Below are 21,490 nucleotides of genomic sequence, written 5' to 3' on the forward strand. Positions count from 1 at the left end.
AACTTATTATTTTCTGTAAATCCTATCAGCTACTTTCAGGATTTGATAATTTAGTCTCACGTTGTGAACTCTCACAATGTCAATATTAAATTGAGAACAAAGACAACTTATTGCAAGTGTTCCTACATCCCTTTCTTTTGGATTTTTCTCATTCAAAATTTCTCCTATAAATCTTTTCCTAGATGCACCTATCAAAATTGGCAAATTCCATTTTTTAAATACATCTAAGTTTCTCAAGATTTCCAAATTATGAATGATATCCTTTGAAAAACCAATTCCAGGATCCACTATTATATTTCTTTCAGATATGTTTTTTTCTAAAGCATTCTTGATTAAATTATCAAGCGAGCACTTAACATCACCCACTACATTCTGGTAATTAGAGAGTTGATTCATATTTTTACTATTACCACGACTATGAGTTATGACGAATGGACAGTTGAATTTTGATACAACATCCAAAATTTTTATATCTCTTCTTCCTCCCGTAATATCATTTATCCAATTAGCACCATTTAAAAGAGCTTCGTAAGCCACTTCAGAATTAAAAGTATCAATAGAAATTAAAACATCTGGAAATTCAAATTTTATTAATTTTAGATATGGGATCAATCTTTTTATTTCTATATTAGATCCAACTTCCTCAGCCCCTGGTCTCGTACTTTGAGCACCAAGATCAATAACATCAACACCATTGCTCAAGAAGTGATTTACTTGATCTAAAACTTTTTTTGAAGAGTTTAATTCCCCACCATCACTAAATGAATCAGGAGTTAAATTAATAACTCCCATAATTGAAGTTTTTTGGCCCCAGCCTTTTGGCCATGGATTTTTCTTATTGATAATTTGCAATTCTCGCAAAACTATTCGGATCTAATGAAGCCCCTCCAACTAACACCCCATCAATATCGCTCATTGACATGATTTCGTCAATATTATTAGGTTTAACAGATCCTCCATATTGAATAATTACATCATTAAAACCTATTAATTTCCGAATCAAAGAACATATCTTATTAGCGTCTTCTGCCTCACATGTTTTCCCAGTGCCAATAGCCCATATTGGTTCATAGGCAACAATTAAATTAGATGGATCGGTATTTTCTAATCCTTGTTCAACCTGTCTAGTAATAACTCTATCAGCTTCTCCTCTCTCTCTTTGTTCTAATGTTTCTCCAACACAAACTATTGGAGTAAGTCCGCTAGATTGAGCAAAAACTGCTCTTTTATTAATTTGTTCATCACTTTCACTAAAATATTTCCTTGGTTCACTATGTCCAACGATTGCATATGAGACACGATGTTCAAGAAGCATTTTTGGAGATATTTCTGCAGTAAATGCTCCTTGCTCTTCCCAATGAATATTTTGACTAGAAATATCTAAATAATCAAAATCAGAATGATCAGAAAAGGTTGAAATAGCTGTAAAAGGTGGAGCAATAACAACTTTACGATCATCTTTTATGTTTTTTATTAAAGGAATAAACTCTTCTAAATAGGATTTAGCTTCAGCACAAGTCATGTGCATTTTCCAATTACCAGCAATTACAGATTTTCTCAAAATACTATCTCCAAGAAAAATATATTAATACAAAGTGAGTTGAATAAGCTAATTATTCAAAAATTAATTCATTTTTTAGAAATATTACTTTATCTCCCTTGTTTAACTTCCTACCTCTCCTAGTCTCAATTACACCATTAACCTTAACAGAACCGGATTTAATAAAAATTTTTGCTTCGCCACCAGAGGATACCAAATTTTTCCATTTTAAGAATTGATCCAATTTCATTGTTTTTTATACCCAAAGATATTGATAAAGTAGGATAAACAATTAAATATATAATATCTTGAGACTAATACCACCAGTCAGACCATATTCAAATAGGTTTATCAAGGGTTTTATATGCATGCTTGTTTACGTAGCTTGTTGGCCTTTATTAGCTTATTTCGCTGGAAACTTAATCCCAGCAATTGGATCAGGTGATCTCTCAAAAGTTTCTAGCATAATAATTAAGTCTTTATTAGTATTTTTAGTTCAGAAAACTGCTCAATTTGGACAGGATGTATACATAGCAAAACCATCTTTAGAAATTAGTGAAGTGATGAGAGGAAATTTATTTAGCAGAATTCAAAAAATAAAGATGAATTCTGTTGAAAATATTTCAGCCGGGGACATCACATATAGACTTACAGAAGATGCAGACAGGGTAAGCGAAGTTATATATAAAACAGCTCAAGATACTATTCCATGCACTTTACAGTTGTTAGCGGTAATAATCTATATGTTTTATTTAGACTGGTCACTAACAGTATCTACATTCGTTTTAGCACCATTGATTATTCTTTCAGTTAACAGTTTTGGAAGAAGAGTTTTAATAGCATCCGAAAAAAGTCAAGAATCAACAAGTAATTTAGCAGGTTTAATAGGTGAATCTATAAATGGAATGTCCACGATAAGATCTTTTGCTGCAGAAAATTGGATTGAGAAAAGATTTCATAAGAGATTAAGTACAAATAAAAAAGCAAAATATAAAACATTAAAACTACTTGCATTTCAACATCCAGTTGTAGGATTTGTCGAAGCATTTGGAATATTAGCAATATTAGGTTTAGGAGCCGCAAGAATCAATCTAGGCCTACTAACAAGCGAAGAATTTAGTAGTTTTTTTGCAGCAATATTAATGCTTATTGATCCAATAAGCCATATAAGTACAAATTTTAATGACTATAAACAGACAGAAGCCTCAATAAAAAGGTTGAAAAACATAAATCAAGAACCTTTGGAAGATGATAAAGAAAATTTACGAAGGATATCCAATTTTGAAGGCAAGATAAGTTTCAAGAAAGTAAATTTCGCTTACAAAAAAGATAATCAAGTACTTAAAAATATCAATTTAGAAATTAATAGAGGGGAAGTCACAGCATTTGTTGGAGCTTCTGGAGCTGGTAAAAGTACAATGTTGGCTTTGATATTAAAGTTTATAACTCCAAATAATGGAGACATTTTTATAGATGATAAAAATCTAAAAATATTAAATACAAAAGATATTAGAAAAAACATTGCATTAGTACAACAACAGCCTTTTTTGTTTTCAGGAACAATTATTGATGTAATAAGAATGGGCAGAAATTTCACCAAAGAAGAAGTAATAGAATCAGCAAGAAAAGCAAACGCTCACAAATTCATTCAAAAGCTTCCTGAAAAATATGAAACTGAGATAACTGAAAGAGGATCAAATTTCTCAGGTGGTCAGATCCAGAGGATAGCAATTGCTAGAGCAATACTTGGGAACCCCTCAATTCTTCTTTTAGATGAGGCCACAAGTGCATTAGATGCAGAATCAGAATCTGAGGTACAAAAAGGACTTAATAGAGCTATGAAAGATAGAACAGTTATTGTAATTGCTCATAGATTAGCCACTACTCAAGAGGCCAATAAAATAGTAGTTTTCGATAAAGGTGAAATTATTGAAGTTGGGAAACATATCGATTTAATAAATAAACCTGGAATTTATAAAGAATTATGTGAAAAACAATTGATTAAAAAATAATAGCTCTATTTTATTTATTAAAAAAGTAAATCCATGAGCGAAAACACAAATGATTCTGCAAATCCAGTTCTAACCTTTGAAGGCAAAAAATATTTAATAAATGAACTTTCTAATGAAATAAAAGAATCTATAAAAGTACTACAAATAGCAGAGACACAACTTAAGATGCATCAAGATACTCTCAAATTACTTTCAATTAGTCGAAACACTTTAGTTAATCAATTAAGAGAACAACTGAAAAACTTAGAATAAAATTTTAATAATTATGGATTTCTTGTAGAGAGTAAGTATTAATCTTTTTATATTGCAGAGCTTTGATCGCCTTAATCGCTGCCTTTGCTCCACGAATAGTTGTAAAAGTTGGAATATTATATTCTAAAGCAGCACGTCTTAAATAAGCATCATCATGAATAGCCTGTGAGTCAATTGGAGTATTAATTATTAATTGAACAAGTCCCGAACGTATTAGGTCCTCAATATTAGGTCTTCCTTCATGAACTTTTAGCACTTCTCCAACTTGAATTCCTAAATTCACCAAATACGCAGCTGTACCTTTTGTTGCGATTAATTTAAATCCTAAAATCAAAAGTTCTCTAGCAACTTCCTCAAGATTTTTTTTATCCAAATCATTTGTAGATAGAAAAGCTACTCCTTCTGAAGGAACACCATTACCTGCTGCCAATTCCGACTTGGCATAAGCAATTCCAAAATCTTTAGCTAAACCCATTACTTCTCCAGTAGATCTCATTTCAGGACCAAGTAATGTATCAGATCCAGGAAATCTTTTAAAAGGTAAAACGGCTTCTTTTACTGCCTGATATTTTGGGGAAAATTCTTCTGTAAAATTAAGATCTTCTAATGTAAAGCCTTGCATTAACTGAGTAGCTAATTTTGCAACTGGTTTACCTATGGCTTTTGAAACAAATGGAACTGTCCTGGATGCTCTTGGATTTGCTTCAAGAATAAATAGTTTATTTTTTTTATTATTTGTATTTATTACTGCAAATTGCAAATTAATTAAACCAACAACATTTAATCTTTGTGCAATTAATTTAGTCCAGTTCCTTACATTTTCTATTGTGGATGATGAGAGAGAAATGGACGGTAAGCAACAAGCTGAATCTCCTGAATGAATTCCTGCAGGTTCCACATGTTCCATTAGGCCAGCAATTACAACCGACCCCTCTGAATCGCATAAAGCATCAACATCTATCTCAATTGCATTATTCAAATATTGATCAAGAAGGATTGGATGATCAGGTGATACCTTAACTGCTTCAGAAATATATCTCGATAATTCATTCTGATCATTAACAATTTCCATTGCCCTTCCACCTAAAACATAAGAAGGTCTTACAACCAAAGGAAATCCTATATTTTTTGCTACTATTTCTGCTTCATTTTGATTACGTGCAATACCGTTTAAAGGTTGTCTGATACTTAATTCTTCAAGAATTTTTGTAAATTCCTCTCTATCTTCTGCTAAATCGATAGATATGGGAGAAGTACCAAGAATTTTTGATCCAGTTCTGACCCCATCCTTAGATTTAAGCCATTCAAATAAAGGTAATGATAATTTCAGTGGAGTTTGACCTCCAAATTGAACAATCAAACCATAAGGATTTTCAGCTTCTATTATGTTGAGCACATCCTCCAAAGTTACAGGCTCAAAATATAAAATATCGCTAGTATCATAATCTGTTGATACAGTTTCAGGGTTACTATTAACCATTATTGTTTTATAACCATTTGTAGAAGCTTGATATGATGCATGACAACAACAATAATCAAATTCTATTCCCTGACCAATTCTGTTAGGACCTCCTCCTAAAATCATAATTTTTTCTGATTTACTATTTTCTGAAATCTCGTTATCAAAAATTTGAGAATTAAAATTAATGAAAGATTCTTCGTAAGTTGAATAATGATAGGGAGTTGATGATGAGAATTCTGCTGAACAAGTATCAACAGTTTTATAGATTGGAATTATATCAAGTTTTTTTCTATATCTTCTTACTTCAAAAAACTCAGAGTTAGTTAACTTAGCTATCTGTTGATCTGAAAACCCTAATTGTTTAGCATGTAACATCAAATCCCTATCAAGAGTATAAAGTTCCTTATCTTTCAAAAAATCATTTTCAAAATTAAAGATATTACGTAATTTTTCGATAAACCATAAATCTATATTTGTAACTTCTTGAATATAAGTATTAGTTTTACCAAGCTGCATAGCTTTTTTAATTAGGAGAATTCTTTCAGATGTAGGGTTTCTTAAAATATTTTCAATTTGACTCTCATTTTTTAATTCATCTTGTGAATCACATTCCCATCCAAAAACACCTACTTCTAAAGACCTTAATGCTTTCTGAAATGATTCTTCAAAAGAACGGCCTATTGCCATTGACTCACCCACAGATTTCATGGCAGTGCTTAAAGTATTTGAAGAGCCTTTAAACTTTTCAAAGGCAAATCTTGGGATCTTAGTAACTACATAATCAATTGATGGCTCAAAACATGCAGGTGTTTTTTTTGTAATGTCATTAATAATCTCATCAAGTGTAAAGCCCACCGATAATAAAGCTGCAATCTTAGCTATGGGGAATCCAGTTGCTTTACTTGCTAAAGCAGAGGATCTACTAACGCGGGGATTCATTTCTATAACAATTACTTCTCCATTAGATGGATTTATTGCAAATTGAATATTACTTCCTCCTGTTTCAACTCCTACTTCTTTAATGATTTTCAATGACAAATCCCTTAATCTCTGATACTCCTTATCTGTTAAAGTCTGTGCAGGTGCTACAGTAATCGAATCTCCAGTGTGAACACCCATTGGGTCTAAATTTTCAATGCTGCAAACTATTACTACATTGTCAGCAGTGTCTCTCATTACCTCAAGTTCAAATTCTTTCCATCCAATAAGTGATTTTTCAATCAATATTTGATTACTTGGACTTTCCTCTAAACCTGATTTACACAACTCAAAAAATTCTTCAAGGTTAAAAGCAATTCCACCACCTACTCCACCTAATGTAAAAGCAGGCCTTATAATAAGAGGATAAGAATTAATTTTTTTGGCTACCTCTTTAGCTTCCTCCAGATTAGATGCGATACCAGAAGGACAAACATTTACATTTATTTTCTCCATTGATTCTTTAAATAATTTTCTATCTTCAGCTTTATTAATAGCTTTTAAATCAGCACCAATTAATTCAATATTATTTTGCTTTAAAAAATTTGATTCTGATAATTTAACCGCAAGATTCAAAGCGGTTTGACCTCCCATAGTAGGTAGAATCGCATCGGGTTTTTCTCTTAAAATGATCTGAGAAACAATTTCAGGAGTCAATGGCTCAATATATGTTTTGTTTGCGATCTCAGGATCAGTCATTATTGATGCTGGATTTGAATTTATTAAGACGATTTCATAACCAGAATTTCTTAAAGCTTTGCAAGCTTGAGTGCCAGAGTAATCAAATTCGCATGCTTGTCCTATAACAATCGGTCCCGAACCTAGAATAAGAATTTTTTTTAGATCACCTCTTTGAGGCATAATTTAAACCCTTCATTTATCTTATGCTACTTATAAATCTTCAGATGTTAATCAACTTACTTGAAAAGAAACATTTGTTTCTATAGTATTGAAAGAAATTAATAATTTATGAGCGAACTTCAGCGACTTAAAAATTTGTTGCCTCCAGAGAATGAAAGTTGGGTATTTGTTGAAGCTGCTGCCGCTATAGACCCACCTTTAATAACACTTGAGGAAATCGGTCGTGACGAAGTAGAAATTCAAATAGATTTAGATGAATGGGATAACTTTGCTATTGATCACAGAAATCTATTATTTTGGCACGAGGTTGGGAAAATTCAAAATGACACAATTCCCAGAGATGGATGGGAAATGGCTGCTCTCGCAATAGGTCTTGGAGGTGCTATTGGAGAGTTGTGGGTACAAGATGGTTTACTTTTATTACTTGCTCTTGGTTTGTCAAGTTTTGCAGGCTATAGATTATATTTAAAAAATAATTCTGAAAAAAAACTTCAAGATGCTATTTATGCAGATGAAAGAGCTATAGATCTTGCTTGTAGATTTGGATACAGCATTCCAAATGCTTATAAAAGTCTCGGAGGAGCATTAAAGGAGTTAATAGAAAAGACACGAAAAAAGAAAAAAAGAAGTTTTTTTGAAGATAGATTAGATGCCTTAAGAAAAAGTGCAGAGAAAGCAAGATCAGAATTATCTCAACAAGAAGGCTCAGAAAAATCAGTTTCAAGCGAAAATGTTTATGGACAATAAAAGTTTGATTTTAATGGCAGCTAAAGCGTGTGATGAAAAAAAGGCAAAAGACATAAAACTTATAAAAATTGATAAAGTATCTTATATAAGCGAATGGATTTTGATTGCAGAAGGTTTATCTGATGTACAGGTCAGATCGATAACTAACTCTGTGGAGGGAGAACTTAGAGAGAAGGCAAAAATTGAACCGATACGAAAAGAAGGGGTTACCGAAGCAAAATGGGCTTTACTTGATTATGGTGATTTGATAGTAAATATTTTTCAACCCGAAATAAGAAAATATTATGACCTTGAATCGTTTTGGAGTAATGGAGATAATCTTATATTTCCATAAAACATTTTATGAACGAATCTAAGTGTCCTGTCCCTAGAGAGCAACAACCCACAAATGAATTCATAGAATTATCAAAATCTAAAATTTTTTCTTGGCCAAAAACAAAAAAGTCACTAATTCTTATTTTGATAAAATTCTGGGTAGGAGCTTTTGTTTTATTTCTTGTCATTTCTTCAGGAAGCGTATATTTTAAAACATTCCCTTTAAGATATATTTTATTAAGCTTTTTTAGCAGCTTATCAATACCTCTTTTAATTTCAATAAGGTTATATTTAGGTTGGAAACATATATTTAATAGATTAATATCTGAAAAAGTTGAATACGAAGAATCCGGTTGGTATGACGGTCAAGTATGGGAAAAGCCATTAGTTTTGAAAGAGAAAGAATCACTTATTGCTTTAATTGAGGTAAAGCCTATATTAAAAAATTTAATTCAAATTTTTTCTATTATTTCATTCTTAGCTTTATCTGGTATTTTGATTTTTCAATATAACAATTTCTAAATGAGTTCTAATTTCAAAAACCTTTATACTTCTAACAATCCTCCCTTACAAGCATACTTAATGAGAGGATCAAATATTGAGTCGGTCCATAAAATTCATGCTGTTATTACTGATAAAAAAGGGAGGGTTTTAATGTGCGCAGGAAATCCAGAATATAAAAGTTTCATAAGGTCAGCACTAAAACCTTTTCAAGCAATACCTTTCGTTAGTAGTGGAGCTGCATCAAAAATAAATAATGAATCAAAATCAATTGCTTTAGCATGCGGCTCACATAGTGGATCAAAACTTCATTCAAGGGAAGCATTCAAAATTTTATGGGAATATGACATTGACATTAATAATCTTAAATGTCCAAAATCTAAGACAAGTCCACTAGAACATAATTGTTCCGGTAAACATGCTGCTTTTTTAGCTACATGCAAAAAAATGAATTGGCCATTAGATACTTACTTAAGGGGAGATCATCCTCTTCAAATAGAAATATTCAGAATTGTTTCTGAATTACTCGAAATCCCCTCATCTGAAATAAACCCAGAACGTGATGATTGTGGTGCACCAACTCTTTATTTAAAACTATTAGAAATATCGAGGTTATATTCAATTCTAAGCAGTTCCGAAAATGCTGAATTAGAACAAATCAGTAGAGCCATGACAATAAATCCAACAATGATAAGTGATAATAATAAATTTGATACAGAAATAATTAAAGCTTCTCATGGGAACGTTATAGGTAAAGGTGGAGCAGAGGGAATACAGTGTCTATGTAAAGTAAATGAAGGGATAGGGTTAGCTTTAAAAGTAGAAGACGGTTCAAAAAGAGCAAAGCATGCTGTTAGTCTTCACTTGCTTAAACAGTTAGAATGGATCTCTGACTTAAGAATTCAAGACATCCAAGAAAAGGTGTTTAATTTTCCTGAAGGAGTGCGACTTGAAGTTAAAGGTAAAGTAAAATTCCAAGAATCCTAAAAAACAGGAAAAATAACCCTTTCAGATGTATGCTATGTATATGTCGCGGGGTAGAGCAGTCTGGTAGCTCGTCGGGCTCATAACCCGAAGGTCGGAAGTTCAAATCTCCCCCCCGCCACCATTTAGAAGCAGCTTCACAGCTGCTTTTTTAGTATTAGCAGCAGTTACAGCAATTATAAAAATAAAGATTATAAAGTCCTAACTAAAAAGAGCTTATTAAAAATTATTTGAGATCTTTTTGAATAGAAAATTTCAAGTCAACTCTAACTATTAGTCCCGTAATGATAAAAAGTATACCAATGTATGAATTCAATGATAGGTCCAAAATATTAAATTAATTTATAACTAAATTTTAACTCACAAATCATATCTATTAAATACGCCGATAAAAAAAAGAATTTTAAAAAATCTGAATTTTGAATATTTAAAAATTTAATAAGTTATTTAATAAAGTAGAGTAAAATTTATCTAATTTAGAAATTTATATGCAGAATTTGCTACAGCGTGATTTAGGTTCAAGCATGTTATCAATAGCTGTCATATTAGGATGGTTAGGTCTGTTTTTTGTATTTTTGAGAGTATTAACAATTTCAATTAAGAGAATCCTTGAAACTGTTTTCAAAAAATCGTAATTATTGAAATAAATCAATAATTCTGAATTAATCACATAAATCTTTCATGACTAGGTATAATAACCTAAAAATGTCAATTTTAGATAAGGTTAAGATAGGGAATTCTGTTCAAGTTAATCTAGAACTATCTAAGGATAGACTTACCAAAGAAACTATTGATGCTATTAATGTTTCTTCGATCGCTAAGATAAGTGATTTCAGAATAACTGACGGGAAAGGTATTGGAGTTATTTTGCAATTATCCAATGGAAAAGAGCAATGGTTTTTTGAAGATGAAATTGATCTTCTTGACGAAAATGGTAATGTGATTAAAAAAAATAATTATAAAAAAGAGAATAGTAATTTTATATTAGATTTATTAAGAGGATTAAATTATGAAAATAAAAATAAGGTAAGCGAGTTACTTAATCCAATTAACTTTTTTATCTGGATAATTATGTCGTTCAAAGATATTTTTTAATTCGTTAAAAAATTTTCTAATATAGAGGAGATTTATGAGTAAATAAAATAAAAATTTAATAATTGAAATGGTACAAAATATTATCGATGTAAAAAATTTATCTAAGTCATTCGACATCTCTACCAAAGAACCTGGAGTAAAAGGAACTCTTAAACATTTTTTTAGAAGACAAACAAAAAGTTTAAAAGTTATAAAAGATATAAGTTTTGAAATTAAAGAAGGAGAAATAGTAGGGTTTCTAGGTGCTAATGGAGCTGGGAAAACAACAATTTTAAAAATGCTATGTGGATTAATTTATCCAAGTGAAGGTTCGATTTTGGTTTCAGGCCATTTACCTTTCAGGAGAAAAGAAAATTTCTTAAAGAATATCACCTTAATAATGGGACAAAAGCAACAACTTATTTGGGATCTTCCGCCAATTGAATCATTCTATTTGAATGCATCAATATATGACATAGATAAGTTCGAAGCTAAAAAGAGAATAAAAAAACTATCGGAAATGCTTGAAATTGATGAAGAGCTGTTCATACCTGTTAGAAAACTTTCACTAGGTCAGCGTATGAAGTCAGAATTACTAGCAGCTTTGATACATCAACCAAATATTCTATTTTTAGACGAGCCTACACTTGGATTAGATATTAATGCACAGAGAAATTTAAGAAAATTCCTTCAAAAATATAATAAGGAAACTAATGCAACGATATGCCTTACTAGTCATTACATGAAAGATATTACATCGCTATGCAAGAGAGTTATATGTGTGCACGAAGGGGAGATATCATATGATGGAAAACTTAACCTTTTATTAAAAAGACTATCTCCTGTGAAAGAAATATTAATAGTTTGTCGTTCAGAAAAAGATGCAACTAAATTAGAAAGTTCCGGTTTTACTGTTAAAAATAAAATCAAGAATGAAATCACTATAAAAATTGAAAACAATTCTATTACCTCTTCACTAAAGACTATCCTAAATAATTTTGATATTGAAGACCTCTTTATAAATGAACCACCTATAGATGAAATTATTGGGAAGGTATTAATCAAAAAAGATTATGATATCTAATTTGATTAACCGTAAAATAATCACCTTATTAAAAGTCCAATATTCAAACATGTTGGAATATAGAGTTGAAATTGCATTATGGGCAATTTCAGGGATTATTCCTTTTTTCATGTTAAACATTTGGACAAATAATAATCTAAATGAATCCATAAACATAAGTGATGTTATGCTATCTAGGTATTTCTTATGTGCTTTTTTTGTAAGACAGTTTTCTGTAGTTTGGGTTGTATTTAGTTTTGAAGAGGATTCTCTTATGGGGAAAGTATCTCCGTATTTAATCCAACCTTTAAATCCATTTTTCAGATATTTTGCACAACATATTGCTGAACAAATAACAAGATTTCCTTTCGCACTAATAATTGCATTTTTCTTTTTTATTTTTAATCCAGAAAGTATTTGGATTCCAAATTTAGGTATTTTACTTTTATCGATAGTATCAACTTTCTTTTCCTTCTTGATTCAATTTTTAATTCAGTCAATAATTGCATGTCTATGTTTCTGGACAGAGAAAGCATCATCCATAGAAAGATTGTTATTTATTCCAACTTTATTTCTCTCAGGTCTTTTAGCCCCAGTAGTTTCATTTCCCGCATATGTTAAATCTTGGATTTATTTAACACCTTTTCCATATCTAATTGATTTTCCTGCGAACCTACTATCAGGGAATGAAACAAATATTAGTGGAGGCTTAAGTATGCAAATTCTATGGATTTTTTTACTTTTACCATTATTTAAGAAAATCTGGTCTGAAGGAACAAAAAAATATACGGCTATGGGATCATGAATTTAAGAAAATATCTCAAAGTTTATAATAAATTCTTACATACCTCTTTGGCTTCTGAATTGGAGTATAAGACAAATATATTAGTTGATTTAATTACTGCAATTTTAAGTTTAATAGGGAGTATTTTTTTATTATCTATTTTCTTTCAAAATAATGGATATATTGGAGGGTGGAAATTTGAACAGGCATTAATAATTCAAGGTATTTATACAATTTTGAATGGAATAACAAATACATGGTTCAATCCAAATCTTACAGAAATAGTTAAACATATAAGAGAAGGAACATTAGACTTCGTACTTTTAAAACCTATTGATAGTCAATTTTTTATTTCATTAAAAAAAATAAATCCATCTGGATTTTTAGAAATAATGCTTGGATTATTCTTGTTGTTCTTCTGCATAAGAATAAATCAAATAAATTTAAATATAAGTTTTCTAACCTTATCCTTGGTTACGATAAGCTGCTCGATTTGTATTTTATATAGCCTTTGGTTTTTTATATCTACTACTACTATTTGGTTTGTTAAAACTTGGAATGCAATAGAAGTATTAAGATCATTCCTATATATTGGAAGATTTCCTCTAAATTCATTTTCATTTTCTTTAAGAATATTTTTTAGTGTTTTCATTCCTATAGCTTTTATAACTACAATTCCTTCTGAAGTTTTTCTAGGACTTTCTCAAATGTGGAAAATATTACTTGAAGTTATTGTCGCCACAGTATTTCTTATAACTTCAAGGAAGTTCTGGTTATTTGCATTAAAATACTATTCATCAGCATCTAGCTAACTATTATTTAATAACCTCTCTGCAAAATTCCCAAATTTGCTGTTTACTTTTCAGATTAGAAAGCCTAGATAATTTCTTAAAATGAAGTTTAGATTTTTCAACAGACAAAAGCCTACAGTTGTATTCAATTTTATAATTTCTAGAAATGATACCTAATTTGAGGACAACATTACAAAGGATAATTATTAAAGTGAGAAAAAAAACTATAACGAAAAATTGTGAAAATGATTTTGAATAATTTTCTTTTTCAGTTTTTAATTCAAACTTCATTACTTAACAATATGCTGTGGGCACTTAATTGCAGCGATGGCAACAGCAGTAACTTTAAAATTTTCTGACTTCTCAATAACCTTTTTAACCTCTAATGGACCAAATTTATTACTTGCATCACTGTAGGAAAGAAGTAAAGATTTATAGTTATCATGACCTAGATTTCTATACTCACAGAAATTATCCCCAACATAATTCAAAAGAGTTAATAAAGTTAATTCAATCATTAAAGCTTTTTACTAGCAAAGTTCTTACGAATGATACTGTGCAGGACTTTTTTAACAAGTAAAATTACCAAAAACATTTGAAATCATAAAATAAGATTTTTACTCATAACCTTTAAAATAACAAAATTATTTCAGAATTTTTAAATATACATTTAAGAAAAAAATTAAAGCACTATCTGTAGTGTTTGAACAATATCAGGTCTGCGCTACAGATAGGGGGTTGCATTTTTTAAGAAATTGGTTTAAAAATAAGGTTCCCCATCACCCGGCCCCACATATGTGAGGCCTTTTTTATTGTTTTTAAAATAGGATCTATCTAAAAGTATTATTTTATAAAACGAGTTATTCATTAACTGCTTTGATAATAAATAAAAATTATAGTTAATTTACTTTTTTAACTAATAAAACTGCTATAGACTTTTCAACAAAATGGTACTGCTATTTTCAACTAATTTATAAAAAACTTTTTATGGATTTAAATAATAAGCTGATACCAACCAAAACACAAACTGTTATGAAAGTTTTCTTAATTAGAATATTACCATTTAATTTTGACAGATGAGCTCCGAAATATCCTCCTGTAAAGGAACCAATTATTAATACTATCAATATATTTGAAGGAAGCGATCCTATTCTTGCCAAAAAAACTGCTCCAACAAAATTCCAAAAAATCCCAACAGTGAAGAATGTCATACTTATAGCTCGAAGAAAATCCATTTCAAAAGTTTTTATTAAAAGTATTGTTACAAGCAATCCAGTTCCTGAAGAAATAGAACCATTCAAGATCCCTATAAGGAAAATAAAAATTAAAAATCTAATTTTATGAAATAAATTAAGCTTATTATTACCTGATGATAAACCCAAATCTGGTTTAAGGAATGAGTAAAAAGCCAATAATATAGAAATTATTCCTAAAATTAAGTACAGAAACTCTTCTGATATAAATTCAACTATAAAAGACCCTAAAATCACCCCTGGCAATCCAAAAATTAAAATTTGCCAAGCAACACTTATATCATTACCTAAAGATTTGTAATTTCTTAAAGAACCTCCTATTCCTAGTGCTACTGTTGCTAATTTATGGCTAGCCAAAGCCTGATAATAAGGAACACCAGATAAAATCAATGCTGGCAATTGTAGTAATCCTGCTCCTCCTCCAGAAATTGCTGAGAACGTATTAGAAAAAAAGGATATCAAAAAGATATAAATACTTTTAACTAAAGAATGATCAAAACTTCCTAATAATACTGTTAATAGATAAAGCATTGACTATAAATTGCTAGTAATCAGGAAATATAATTATTTTCATAAGAGGCAAATAACTTTTTGGTCTGATTTTATCCTTTTTCAATCATAGTTTAATAAAAACTGTTATTATCAAAAAAATTATCAAGAATATTATGCATAAACAAGATGCAATTTACCTTGATCAGTTTTGTCCCAAGATAAGTAATAAAAATTGGAGAGAGTCACTTAATAAACTTACTAAGTATAAATGTATTTATTGCGGCAAACCATCAGAATCGCTTGACCACCTTCACCCAATGTCAAAAGGGGGGATTAGTAGTACAAGTAATTGCGTGCCATGTTGTTTGTCATGTAATGGAAAGAAATCAGATTCAGAAGTTCTTAGTTGGTACAGAAAACAAAGTTTTTATGATCCTCGAAGAGCTATGGCGATACGCGCATGGTTTAATGACGAATTAAAACTAGCTTCAGTGCTTTTGAACTATCTAAACTAAAATGAACAATAAATTGATTGTGATAAAAAACTATTTTTGAATATGGTTGAATAAGATCTTCCTATTCTTGAAAATAATTAATTTTTATTTAAATTATTCTTTTTATTTCTAAGTTTATTTTATTACTCTTTTCAAGAGCAATATTAGAAAAGTCATCCTTCCACATTATTGGGGAATCTAAAACCTTTCTCTCTGGCGACTTTACTGAAAAAATCAATCCAAATACAAAAAGAATAGTAATTAAAATGATTGACATTACTAATTTGTCTGAAATATTGTTCATAAACCTTATTTATCTAGAAAAATTTTTGTCAGGAGTGGTTTTTTCATAAATTTCAAGAAAATATGATTTAAAATAATCAACTCCCTCCTTTCCAATCAATCCAATTGACTCTCCACAATCATTTACTAATTGTAATGAAATTTGATTAGCCAAGTCACTTTTCTCAATCCATTTTTTCTGTGGATTATAAGAAAAAGATATAATGTTTTCAGTTTTTACAATAGCAGACTTCATTGCTTCATCTTTAGAAAAACCATTTTGAATAGCCTTGCAATATTCCCTGGAGAAATTATTAGAGATCCTATTTTGTAGCAAACTAACACTAGGGTCTGACGTATTAAAAGCTAAACCTATTGAAGGTTTTACTAAATAAAATATGAATAAAAGAAAACCAAAAATGAATTTTAACAATAGCTATTTATCAATCCTTATAAATAATATATTAGTTTTTTCTGATTGTCTTTTAAATTTTATCTGATAATTATTAACATCAAAATAAATTTCAATTTATTAAAAATTAGAAGTATTGCGATAAGTTAAGCAATAATAGTCAGGTGTTTATTTGACTACTTATATGTACGAATCATTGATGACATTACTATTTTTTCCTGACTGGACAAATGGACTGCCTTCAGACTTTTTAATCCTCCATTTTTTCGTAGGAGCTATAATTTTCCCATTCAACATGATTCATGCTAAAGCAAGAAAAATTGATAGTCAGAACCCGCAGGAAGCAGCTAATGGGTATAAAAACTCAGGCAATACTACATTTTTTGGATACGAAGAAATCAATTAGATTTCCATAAATTTTAAGGAATTACTTAATTGATGATAATTTCCCTAAATACTGCTTTAGATCTCAAAATTTTTAGCCCCAGTGAACCTATAGGAATATTGATTATTTTTTTAGGATTAATATTTACTGGTATGATTTTTTATATTATTTATGCAGTAAGTACTAATAAAGAATCTCTAGAAGATAAAAAAATAAGAACTAAAAAGGAGTACTTGCAAAAAGAGAAAATAGGAAAATTATTTCCTAAGAAAAAATAAATTTAACAATTTTATTACTATAAAGGTATTTATTTATATTATTAATGATCAAATCCGTAGGATCAAAAAACATAATTTTTAGCTCTTTTAAATCAAACATTTTCTAAAAACTACATACTAACATTTTTTTTTTAACGAGGAGTTATATTGTTAAACGAACTGCAAAATTATTTTCATATCATCTAAAAAATGTTAAAAATGGAAAAAATGATTTGAAATCTTGGAGAATTCACCCCAATATCTATTTCTTGCTAGCGGAGTAAATAATGGAGAAGGTTTTTGGATTGTGGGAATAAAAAATTGCGATGAAAATATCCTTGAGGATGAAATTCTTTTAGATTGCCATAGGAAGGAATTAATAGGTAATGAATCAGCAAAAGATATTCTTTTAGCTATTAATTTAAACGTAAATAATTTATTAAATGAACTAAGAAACAAAAATTATTTAATAGGAAGTCCTTCAATAGGTATTTCATTTGATATCCCTTTAGAAATTTTGGAAAATATTTTTGATTTTTGGTTAGATATTTATAAAAATCAAGAAGACTGGGAAGCTTGTCTAGGTCTTCTTAAAGTTAGAAAAAGGATTTCCCTAAGAAACCTAATTGAAAGTGAAAGTTTAAAGGGTAACTCTAAAAAATGGGCTACAAAAATTGAAACTTTACATACTTATGTCCCTTGTTCACTTAGAATTGATAAATTAAATGACCCCATGTGGGAATAATTTTATCTTTTAATACTCAAAATATTTACTTCGTTGGATACTTGGGTAAAAATAAAATAACTAATAATTAAAAAATGAATAAACCTTATTCTTTTAATATCGATCAAATGAATGGGATTGTCGAGGATACATACGCCAAGATAATTAATGAATGTGAAAATTTAAAACAAAATACTAATTGTCCAAATGAGCAAGTAGTAGCACTTTTAAGTGTAATTGCTTCAAATTATGCTATTACAAAAGAAAACAGCGAAAATTAAGATGATAAGTTATTTTACTTGGGGCGAATTTGATAAAAGCGTAGAACAAATAGCTAATAAATGTAGATTTAGGGATTTTTCTGGAATATATGGGGTTCCTCGTGGTGGATTATGTCTTGCTGTAGCACTAAGCCATAAATTAAAACTCGAATTAATTTCAGAACCAATAAAAAATTCACTAATAGTAGATGATGTTTATGAAACAGGTCTTACCTTATCGACCTTCAAGGATATTGAAGGAGCAATGTTTTTTGTATTATTTAGTAAAATAAAACCTGCATGGTGGAATACATTATTTATATCTAAAAAAAGCCAATGGATAGTTTTCCCCTGGGAAAATACTTTAAATTCAAAAAGGGACCGTGAAGAGTACCTCAAAAAAAGAGGTTTAAGTTGAGAAAGAAATTATATTTGGCAAATCCATATGGATTTTCAAAACAAACTAAAATTCTCTTACATGAATTTATTAAAATCTTCAATGATTTAGATGTAGAAGTATTTGAACCTTTTGAGAGAGCAAAAACATTAATAAAACAAGAAAGTCAATGGGCATATGACGTTGCAAGAAGTAATTTCCATGATTTAAAAGAATGTGATTGTATTTTTGCGATTGTAAATGGAAATCCACCTGATGAAGGTGTAATGATTGAATTGGGTATCGCAATTGCTCTAAAAAAGGAAATCTTTTTATTCAGGGATGACTTTAGAAATTGTTCTGATAGCGATCAATACCCATTAAATCTAATGTTATTTCTTGGGCTGCCTAAAGATAATTGGGAAAAATTTTATTTTGAATCATTACAAGATATAAAAAGTGATAAAAAAAGATTTATTGAGTGGACAAAAAATTAGCCAAATAAACCATTAACCCTCAAGTAGAAGTTTTAAGTTTAAATAAATCTGTTGAGATGCTAGAATAGGATTTATTTAGAAAATTTTGACACAAGTTACAGTTGGAGAGAACGAGGGAATTGAGTCTGCCCTTAGAAGATTTAAGAGACAAGTATCTAAGTCGGGAATCTTTGCAGATTTAAAAAGACTTAGACATCACGAAACACCTATTGAAAAATATAAAAGAAAGTTACAACAGAGAAGAAAAGCAAGAAGAAGATAATCTGTTAATTCTCATAAAGTTTTTGAATATCTCTGATATTATAAATTTTTTTAGAAGGTTTAAAAATAAAAATTTAACTACTTAAGCTTTTTAAGCTTCTTAACAAGATTTATTCCAACTCCTGATACAGCAAGAAGATCTTTTTCATCAGCAGCAATAACTGCTTTTGTTGTTTTAAATCCAGCCTCATACAAAGCTTTTGCACTTTTTGCTCCAACACCTGGAAGTGTAGTTAAAGTTTCAATATTTTTCTTAGAATTAACTACTTTGGTTTTTGTTTTTGTTTTTGTTTTTGTTTTTACAGGCTTTGCTGCTTTTTTTTCTTTCTTTAAAGGAGTTTCAGGAGATACTGCACTTTGGAATAAAATTGATTTTAGTTTGCTGAGAAATTTAGAAATCATTGCAATATATAAGTAATAAAATTAGCTCATCAATTTAATACTATCAAATTCTAGATGAATTAATAACAAGACAATAGCTAATTGAATAGAAATAATTTATTTACAATTACATAAATACACACATTTAATATTTATGCAAGCTTACGAGCTTTTGCAAGGTATTCAAAATTATTCTAAAAACTAATAAAAAGAAAAAATGTGCTTTCAAAAATTCAAGGTATTTAATAATAGAAAAGTTAAAATCTTATTAAAGAACAGATTATAAAAATGAAGCTTATTTTTATAAGTGGACCTTCTGGAAGTGGGAAAACAACTTTATCAAATCAAATAATAAAAAAAAATAAAGATGGTATTGTGTTAAGTACCGACAATTACTATAAAACAGGGTTGATTAGTAAATTACTATCAAAATTTGTGGAAGGTTTTTTTGATAGAAGTATTAGTTTTAATAACAAACTATTAAAAAAAGATTTTGAATTTATCTATAAGAATGGAAATTCAATCATTGATCGTTATTATAATTTCGAAAAGAAAACAATTCAAAATATCTTAAACGAAACAAATAATATTAGTTTTTTAATTGTTGAGGGTATATTTGCTAAAGAATTCTCAAACACTTTAAATAATAAAGATTATATTTTTTTAGAAATAAAAACTAAAAAAAATGAGTGCATGAAAAGAGTTGTCCAAAGAGATATAAAGGAAAGGGGGAAGGATAAAAAACAAGCTGAGAATGATTTCTTAAAATCATGGGAAATTTATTACGCAAAATTAAAACCTGACAGCATAAAAAATAATACAAATAAATTCATTATTAGAAAAAAAACTGATATAGATAAAATTATGAAAAAATTATTTAAATAAATCATTTATTTTTTTCTCTAATATTAAAGCACTTAAAATTGAGCCTTCAATCCTGCCAAATCCCTCTCCTTGAAACCAATCTCCACAAAATCCAATTCTATATTTTCTACTAAATTGTAAAGATAATGGAACGGCAACTCCAGAAGGTTGTGAAGCTCTCCATTTCATAATAGATATTTTTTCATCAAATGTTAATCTATTTACTAGAGAATTATCTTTAAACAGTTTATTGAAATTTGTAATTATTATTTGTTTAAAAACCTCTTCATCTTTTGTATTTAGATAAGAATTAATTAACTCTATATTTTTTGAATGTACTACAATTCCTAACTTATTATTATCTTGCAGTTGAAAAATAATTCTTTCAAATCTATATTTTTTTTCTAAATTTTTGTTTAAATAAAAATACCTTTGTTTTTTAGAATAAAAATCTTTATAACTATAATTTTGATTTGTATAAATTAAAAAAGTTAACCTAGGAATAAATTTTTGTTCTTCTAAAAATTTTAATAGTAAATCTATTTTCTTATCATAATTTATAGGAATAGCTTTTCTTAATGGAATTTGATTTGAGTTTAATATTTTCAATGATCTTTTATGTAACAACAAATTAGTTGAACAAATAAGATATTTAGATTTGAATTTATCGCCATTTTTTGATGTAAGTACCCATTCCTTATCAACAAACTTCAAATCAACTATTAAAGTTTCAAAGAAAAAATCAATTTTCCCTGTTAAATTATTTGACTCAATTATCTTTTTCGATAATTCACTCATAGAATCTAAAGGTAGATAATTAACCCCGCAAGAAAATTCAGATTTTTTTATGGTTTTTAAATTAGAATCCTCATTAAGAAAAAATATGTCTGAGTCGTCAATTTTTATATATTTATTTTCCAATAATTCATCAATATAACTTTTTAATAGAAGATTATTTTTACTGTTAGATATATTAAAATTTGGAGAACCATGATTTAGTTTCCACCCTTTAAATCTTTTGCTTATTCTTGTACTTGATCTCCCTCCAAGTCCACGACCAATTTCAATTAATGCAACTTTTTTTGCAATATTATTTTTCAGATACTTAGAAGCAAAAACACAGGCAGATATACCTCCACCTATTATTAATAAGTCATATCTAGAATTACTTTTCATAGGTTTAATATT

The 21,490-nt window shown here is 29.1% G+C and carries 29 protein-coding genes and 1 tRNA gene; 20 read left to right on the forward strand and 10 right to left on the reverse strand.

Features of this window, described 5'->3' with window-relative positions; genetic code table 11:
- Positions 1 to 6: 6 nt before the first annotated feature.
- The 3 genes from folP to HA152_RS05210 are packed head-to-tail and all read right to left on the reverse strand — an operon-like array spanning position 7 to position 1,790.
- Positions 7 to 852, reverse strand: coding sequence for a dihydropteroate synthase (folP, locus tag HA152_RS05200; RefSeq protein ID WP_209134267.1), 846 nt, complete (start codon positions 850 to 852; stop codon positions 7 to 9).
- Entirely contained in the window at positions 836 to 1,561 is a 726-nt protein-coding gene (gene tpiA, locus HA152_RS05205; RefSeq protein ID WP_209134269.1) for a triose-phosphate isomerase, read from the reverse strand. Before tpiA ends, folP begins: the two co-directional genes overlap by 17 nt.
- A gap of 52 nt (positions 1,562 to 1,613) precedes the next feature.
- Positions 1,614 to 1,790: an RNA-binding S4 domain-containing protein gene (locus HA152_RS05210; protein WP_002807913.1), complete on the reverse strand. Its 177-nt coding sequence runs from the start codon at positions 1,788 to 1,790 to the stop codon at positions 1,614 to 1,616.
- A 118-nt stretch (positions 1,791 to 1,908) separates the two neighbouring features.
- On the opposite strand from HA152_RS05210, the gene HA152_RS05215 reads away from it, so the two are divergent.
- Complete coding sequence (locus HA152_RS05215) at positions 1,909 to 3,552, forward strand: ABC transporter ATP-binding protein (RefSeq protein WP_245211227.1); 1,644 nt, start codon at positions 1,909 to 1,911, stop codon at positions 3,550 to 3,552.
- A 33-nt stretch (positions 3,553 to 3,585) separates the two neighbouring features.
- On the forward strand, positions 3,586 to 3,804 hold the full coding sequence (locus tag HA152_RS05220; protein ID WP_209134273.1) for a DUF6447 family protein: 219 nt from the start codon (positions 3,586 to 3,588) through the stop codon (positions 3,802 to 3,804).
- 4 nt (positions 3,805 to 3,808) lie between these two features.
- Here the strand turns inward: HA152_RS05220 and carB are convergent, their stop codons facing one another.
- Positions 3,809 to 7,105 carry a carbamoyl-phosphate synthase large subunit gene (gene carB / locus HA152_RS05225; RefSeq protein WP_209134281.1) on the reverse strand — a complete coding sequence of 1,099 codons (3,297 nt, stop codon included), beginning with the start codon at positions 7,103 to 7,105 and terminating at the stop codon, positions 3,809 to 3,811.
- A gap of 108 nt (positions 7,106 to 7,213) precedes the next feature.
- On the opposite strand from carB, the gene HA152_RS05230 reads away from it, so the two are divergent.
- The 9 genes from HA152_RS05230 (at position 7,214) to HA152_RS05270 (ending at position 13,385) form a co-directional block, all read left to right on the forward strand.
- Positions 7,214 to 7,852, forward strand: coding sequence for a DUF3318 domain-containing protein (locus HA152_RS05230; protein WP_209134283.1), 639 nt, complete (start codon positions 7,214 to 7,216; stop codon positions 7,850 to 7,852).
- Complete coding sequence (rsfS, locus tag HA152_RS05235) at positions 7,842 to 8,186, forward strand: ribosome silencing factor (RefSeq protein WP_209134285.1); 345 nt, start codon at positions 7,842 to 7,844, stop codon at positions 8,184 to 8,186. The genes HA152_RS05230 and rsfS overlap by 11 nt, the downstream gene beginning before the upstream one ends.
- Before the next feature lie 8 nt (positions 8,187 to 8,194).
- Positions 8,195 to 8,689, forward strand: a complete 495-nt coding sequence (locus HA152_RS05240) for a CGLD27 family protein (protein WP_209134287.1) — start codon at positions 8,195 to 8,197, stop codon at positions 8,687 to 8,689.
- Entirely contained in the window at positions 8,690 to 9,655 is a 966-nt protein-coding gene (locus HA152_RS05245; protein ID WP_209134291.1) for an asparaginase, read from the forward strand.
- 44 nt (positions 9,656 to 9,699) lie between these two features.
- Positions 9,700 to 9,776 (forward strand) — tRNA-Met (locus HA152_RS05250).
- A gap of 581 nt (positions 9,777 to 10,357) precedes the next feature.
- Positions 10,358 to 10,747: a cytochrome b6-f complex subunit PetP gene (gene petP / locus HA152_RS05255; RefSeq protein WP_209134294.1), complete on the forward strand. Its 390-nt coding sequence runs from the start codon at positions 10,358 to 10,360 to the stop codon at positions 10,745 to 10,747.
- A 67-nt stretch (positions 10,748 to 10,814) separates the two neighbouring features.
- A complete protein-coding gene (locus HA152_RS05260) occupies positions 10,815 to 11,810 on the forward strand; it encodes an ABC transporter ATP-binding protein (RefSeq protein ID WP_209134296.1) in 996 nt (331 codons plus the stop codon).
- Positions 11,800 to 12,594 carry an ABC transporter permease gene (locus HA152_RS05265; protein WP_209134321.1) on the forward strand — a complete coding sequence of 265 codons (795 nt, stop codon included), beginning with the start codon at positions 11,800 to 11,802 and terminating at the stop codon, positions 12,592 to 12,594. The genes HA152_RS05260 and HA152_RS05265 overlap by 11 nt, the downstream gene beginning before the upstream one ends.
- Positions 12,591 to 13,385 carry an ABC transporter permease gene (locus tag HA152_RS05270; RefSeq protein ID WP_209134330.1) on the forward strand — a complete coding sequence of 265 codons (795 nt, stop codon included), beginning with the start codon at positions 12,591 to 12,593 and terminating at the stop codon, positions 13,383 to 13,385. Before HA152_RS05265 ends, HA152_RS05270 begins: the two co-directional genes overlap by 4 nt.
- 269 nt (positions 13,386 to 13,654) lie before the next feature.
- Here HA152_RS05270 and HA152_RS05275 read toward each other — a convergent pair whose 3' ends face one another.
- Together HA152_RS05275 and HA152_RS05280 are read right to left on the reverse strand one after the other, a co-directional pair.
- Positions 13,655 to 13,882: a hypothetical protein gene (locus HA152_RS05275; RefSeq protein ID WP_011863020.1), complete on the reverse strand. Its 228-nt coding sequence runs from the start codon at positions 13,880 to 13,882 to the stop codon at positions 13,655 to 13,657.
- 453 nt (positions 13,883 to 14,335) lie between these two features.
- On the reverse strand, positions 14,336 to 15,148 hold the full coding sequence (locus HA152_RS05280; RefSeq protein WP_209134333.1) for a sulfite exporter TauE/SafE family protein: 813 nt from the start codon (positions 15,146 to 15,148) through the stop codon (positions 14,336 to 14,338).
- A gap of 134 nt (positions 15,149 to 15,282) precedes the next feature.
- Between HA152_RS05280 and HA152_RS05285 the strand changes: the two genes are divergently transcribed.
- On the forward strand, positions 15,283 to 15,624 hold the full coding sequence (locus tag HA152_RS05285) for an HNH endonuclease (RefSeq protein ID WP_209134335.1): 342 nt from the start codon (positions 15,283 to 15,285) through the stop codon (positions 15,622 to 15,624).
- 88 nt (positions 15,625 to 15,712) lie between these two features.
- Here the strand turns inward: HA152_RS05285 and HA152_RS05290 are convergent, their stop codons facing one another.
- Positions 15,713 to 15,907, reverse strand: coding sequence for a hypothetical protein (locus HA152_RS05290; protein ID WP_209134337.1), 195 nt, complete (start codon positions 15,905 to 15,907; stop codon positions 15,713 to 15,715).
- Positions 15,908 to 15,916: 9 nt separating this feature from the next.
- Positions 15,917 to 16,318 carry a hypothetical protein gene (locus HA152_RS05295; RefSeq protein WP_209134339.1) on the reverse strand — a complete coding sequence of 134 codons (402 nt, stop codon included), beginning with the start codon at positions 16,316 to 16,318 and terminating at the stop codon, positions 15,917 to 15,919.
- 178 nt (positions 16,319 to 16,496) lie between these two features.
- Here HA152_RS05295 and HA152_RS05300 point away from each other — a divergent pair, with 178 nt between their 5' ends.
- From HA152_RS05300 to rpsU, 7 genes are all read left to right on the forward strand, one after another.
- On the forward strand, positions 16,497 to 16,703 hold the full coding sequence (locus HA152_RS05300) for a hypothetical protein (protein WP_245211209.1): 207 nt from the start codon (positions 16,497 to 16,499) through the stop codon (positions 16,701 to 16,703).
- A gap of 32 nt (positions 16,704 to 16,735) precedes the next feature.
- Complete coding sequence (locus tag HA152_RS05305; protein ID WP_209134343.1) at positions 16,736 to 16,960, forward strand: hypothetical protein; 225 nt, start codon at positions 16,736 to 16,738, stop codon at positions 16,958 to 16,960.
- A gap of 220 nt (positions 16,961 to 17,180) precedes the next feature.
- Positions 17,181 to 17,684, forward strand: coding sequence for a josephin (locus tag HA152_RS05310; protein WP_209134345.1), 504 nt, complete (start codon positions 17,181 to 17,183; stop codon positions 17,682 to 17,684).
- 74 nt (positions 17,685 to 17,758) lie between these two features.
- Entirely contained in the window at positions 17,759 to 17,944 is a 186-nt protein-coding gene (locus HA152_RS05315; RefSeq protein ID WP_209134347.1) for a hypothetical protein, read from the forward strand.
- Position 17,945: 1 nt separating this feature from the next.
- Positions 17,946 to 18,341 carry a phosphoribosyltransferase gene (locus HA152_RS05320; RefSeq protein ID WP_209134349.1) on the forward strand — a complete coding sequence of 132 codons (396 nt, stop codon included), beginning with the start codon at positions 17,946 to 17,948 and terminating at the stop codon, positions 18,339 to 18,341.
- A complete protein-coding gene (locus HA152_RS05325; protein ID WP_209134351.1) occupies positions 18,338 to 18,796 on the forward strand; it encodes a nucleoside 2-deoxyribosyltransferase in 459 nt (152 codons plus the stop codon). Before HA152_RS05320 ends, HA152_RS05325 begins: the two co-directional genes overlap by 4 nt.
- An 85-nt stretch (positions 18,797 to 18,881) precedes the next feature.
- Complete coding sequence (gene rpsU / locus HA152_RS05330) at positions 18,882 to 19,058, forward strand: 30S ribosomal protein S21 (RefSeq protein ID WP_002806486.1); 177 nt, start codon at positions 18,882 to 18,884, stop codon at positions 19,056 to 19,058.
- Positions 19,059 to 19,135: 77 nt separating this feature from the next.
- Here the strand turns inward: rpsU and HA152_RS05335 are convergent, their stop codons facing one another.
- On the reverse strand, positions 19,136 to 19,459 hold the full coding sequence (locus HA152_RS05335; protein ID WP_209134353.1) for a helix-hairpin-helix domain-containing protein: 324 nt from the start codon (positions 19,457 to 19,459) through the stop codon (positions 19,136 to 19,138).
- 267 nt (positions 19,460 to 19,726) lie between these two features.
- Between HA152_RS05335 and HA152_RS05340 the strand changes: the two genes are divergently transcribed.
- Complete coding sequence (locus HA152_RS05340; protein ID WP_209134356.1) at positions 19,727 to 20,323, forward strand: uridine kinase family protein; 597 nt, start codon at positions 19,727 to 19,729, stop codon at positions 20,321 to 20,323.
- Here HA152_RS05340 and HA152_RS05345 read toward each other — a convergent pair.
- Positions 20,312 to 21,478: an NAD(P)-binding protein gene (locus HA152_RS05345; protein ID WP_209134357.1), complete on the reverse strand. Its 1,167-nt coding sequence runs from the start codon at positions 21,476 to 21,478 to the stop codon at positions 20,312 to 20,314. The genes HA152_RS05340 and HA152_RS05345 overlap by 12 nt on opposite strands.
- Positions 21,479 to 21,490 lie beyond the last annotated feature (12 nt).

It is taken from the genome of Prochlorococcus marinus XMU1412, from assembly GCF_017696315.1.
Taxonomy (GTDB): domain Bacteria; phylum Cyanobacteriota; class Cyanobacteriia; order PCC-6307; family Cyanobiaceae; genus Prochlorococcus_A; species Prochlorococcus_A marinus_AF.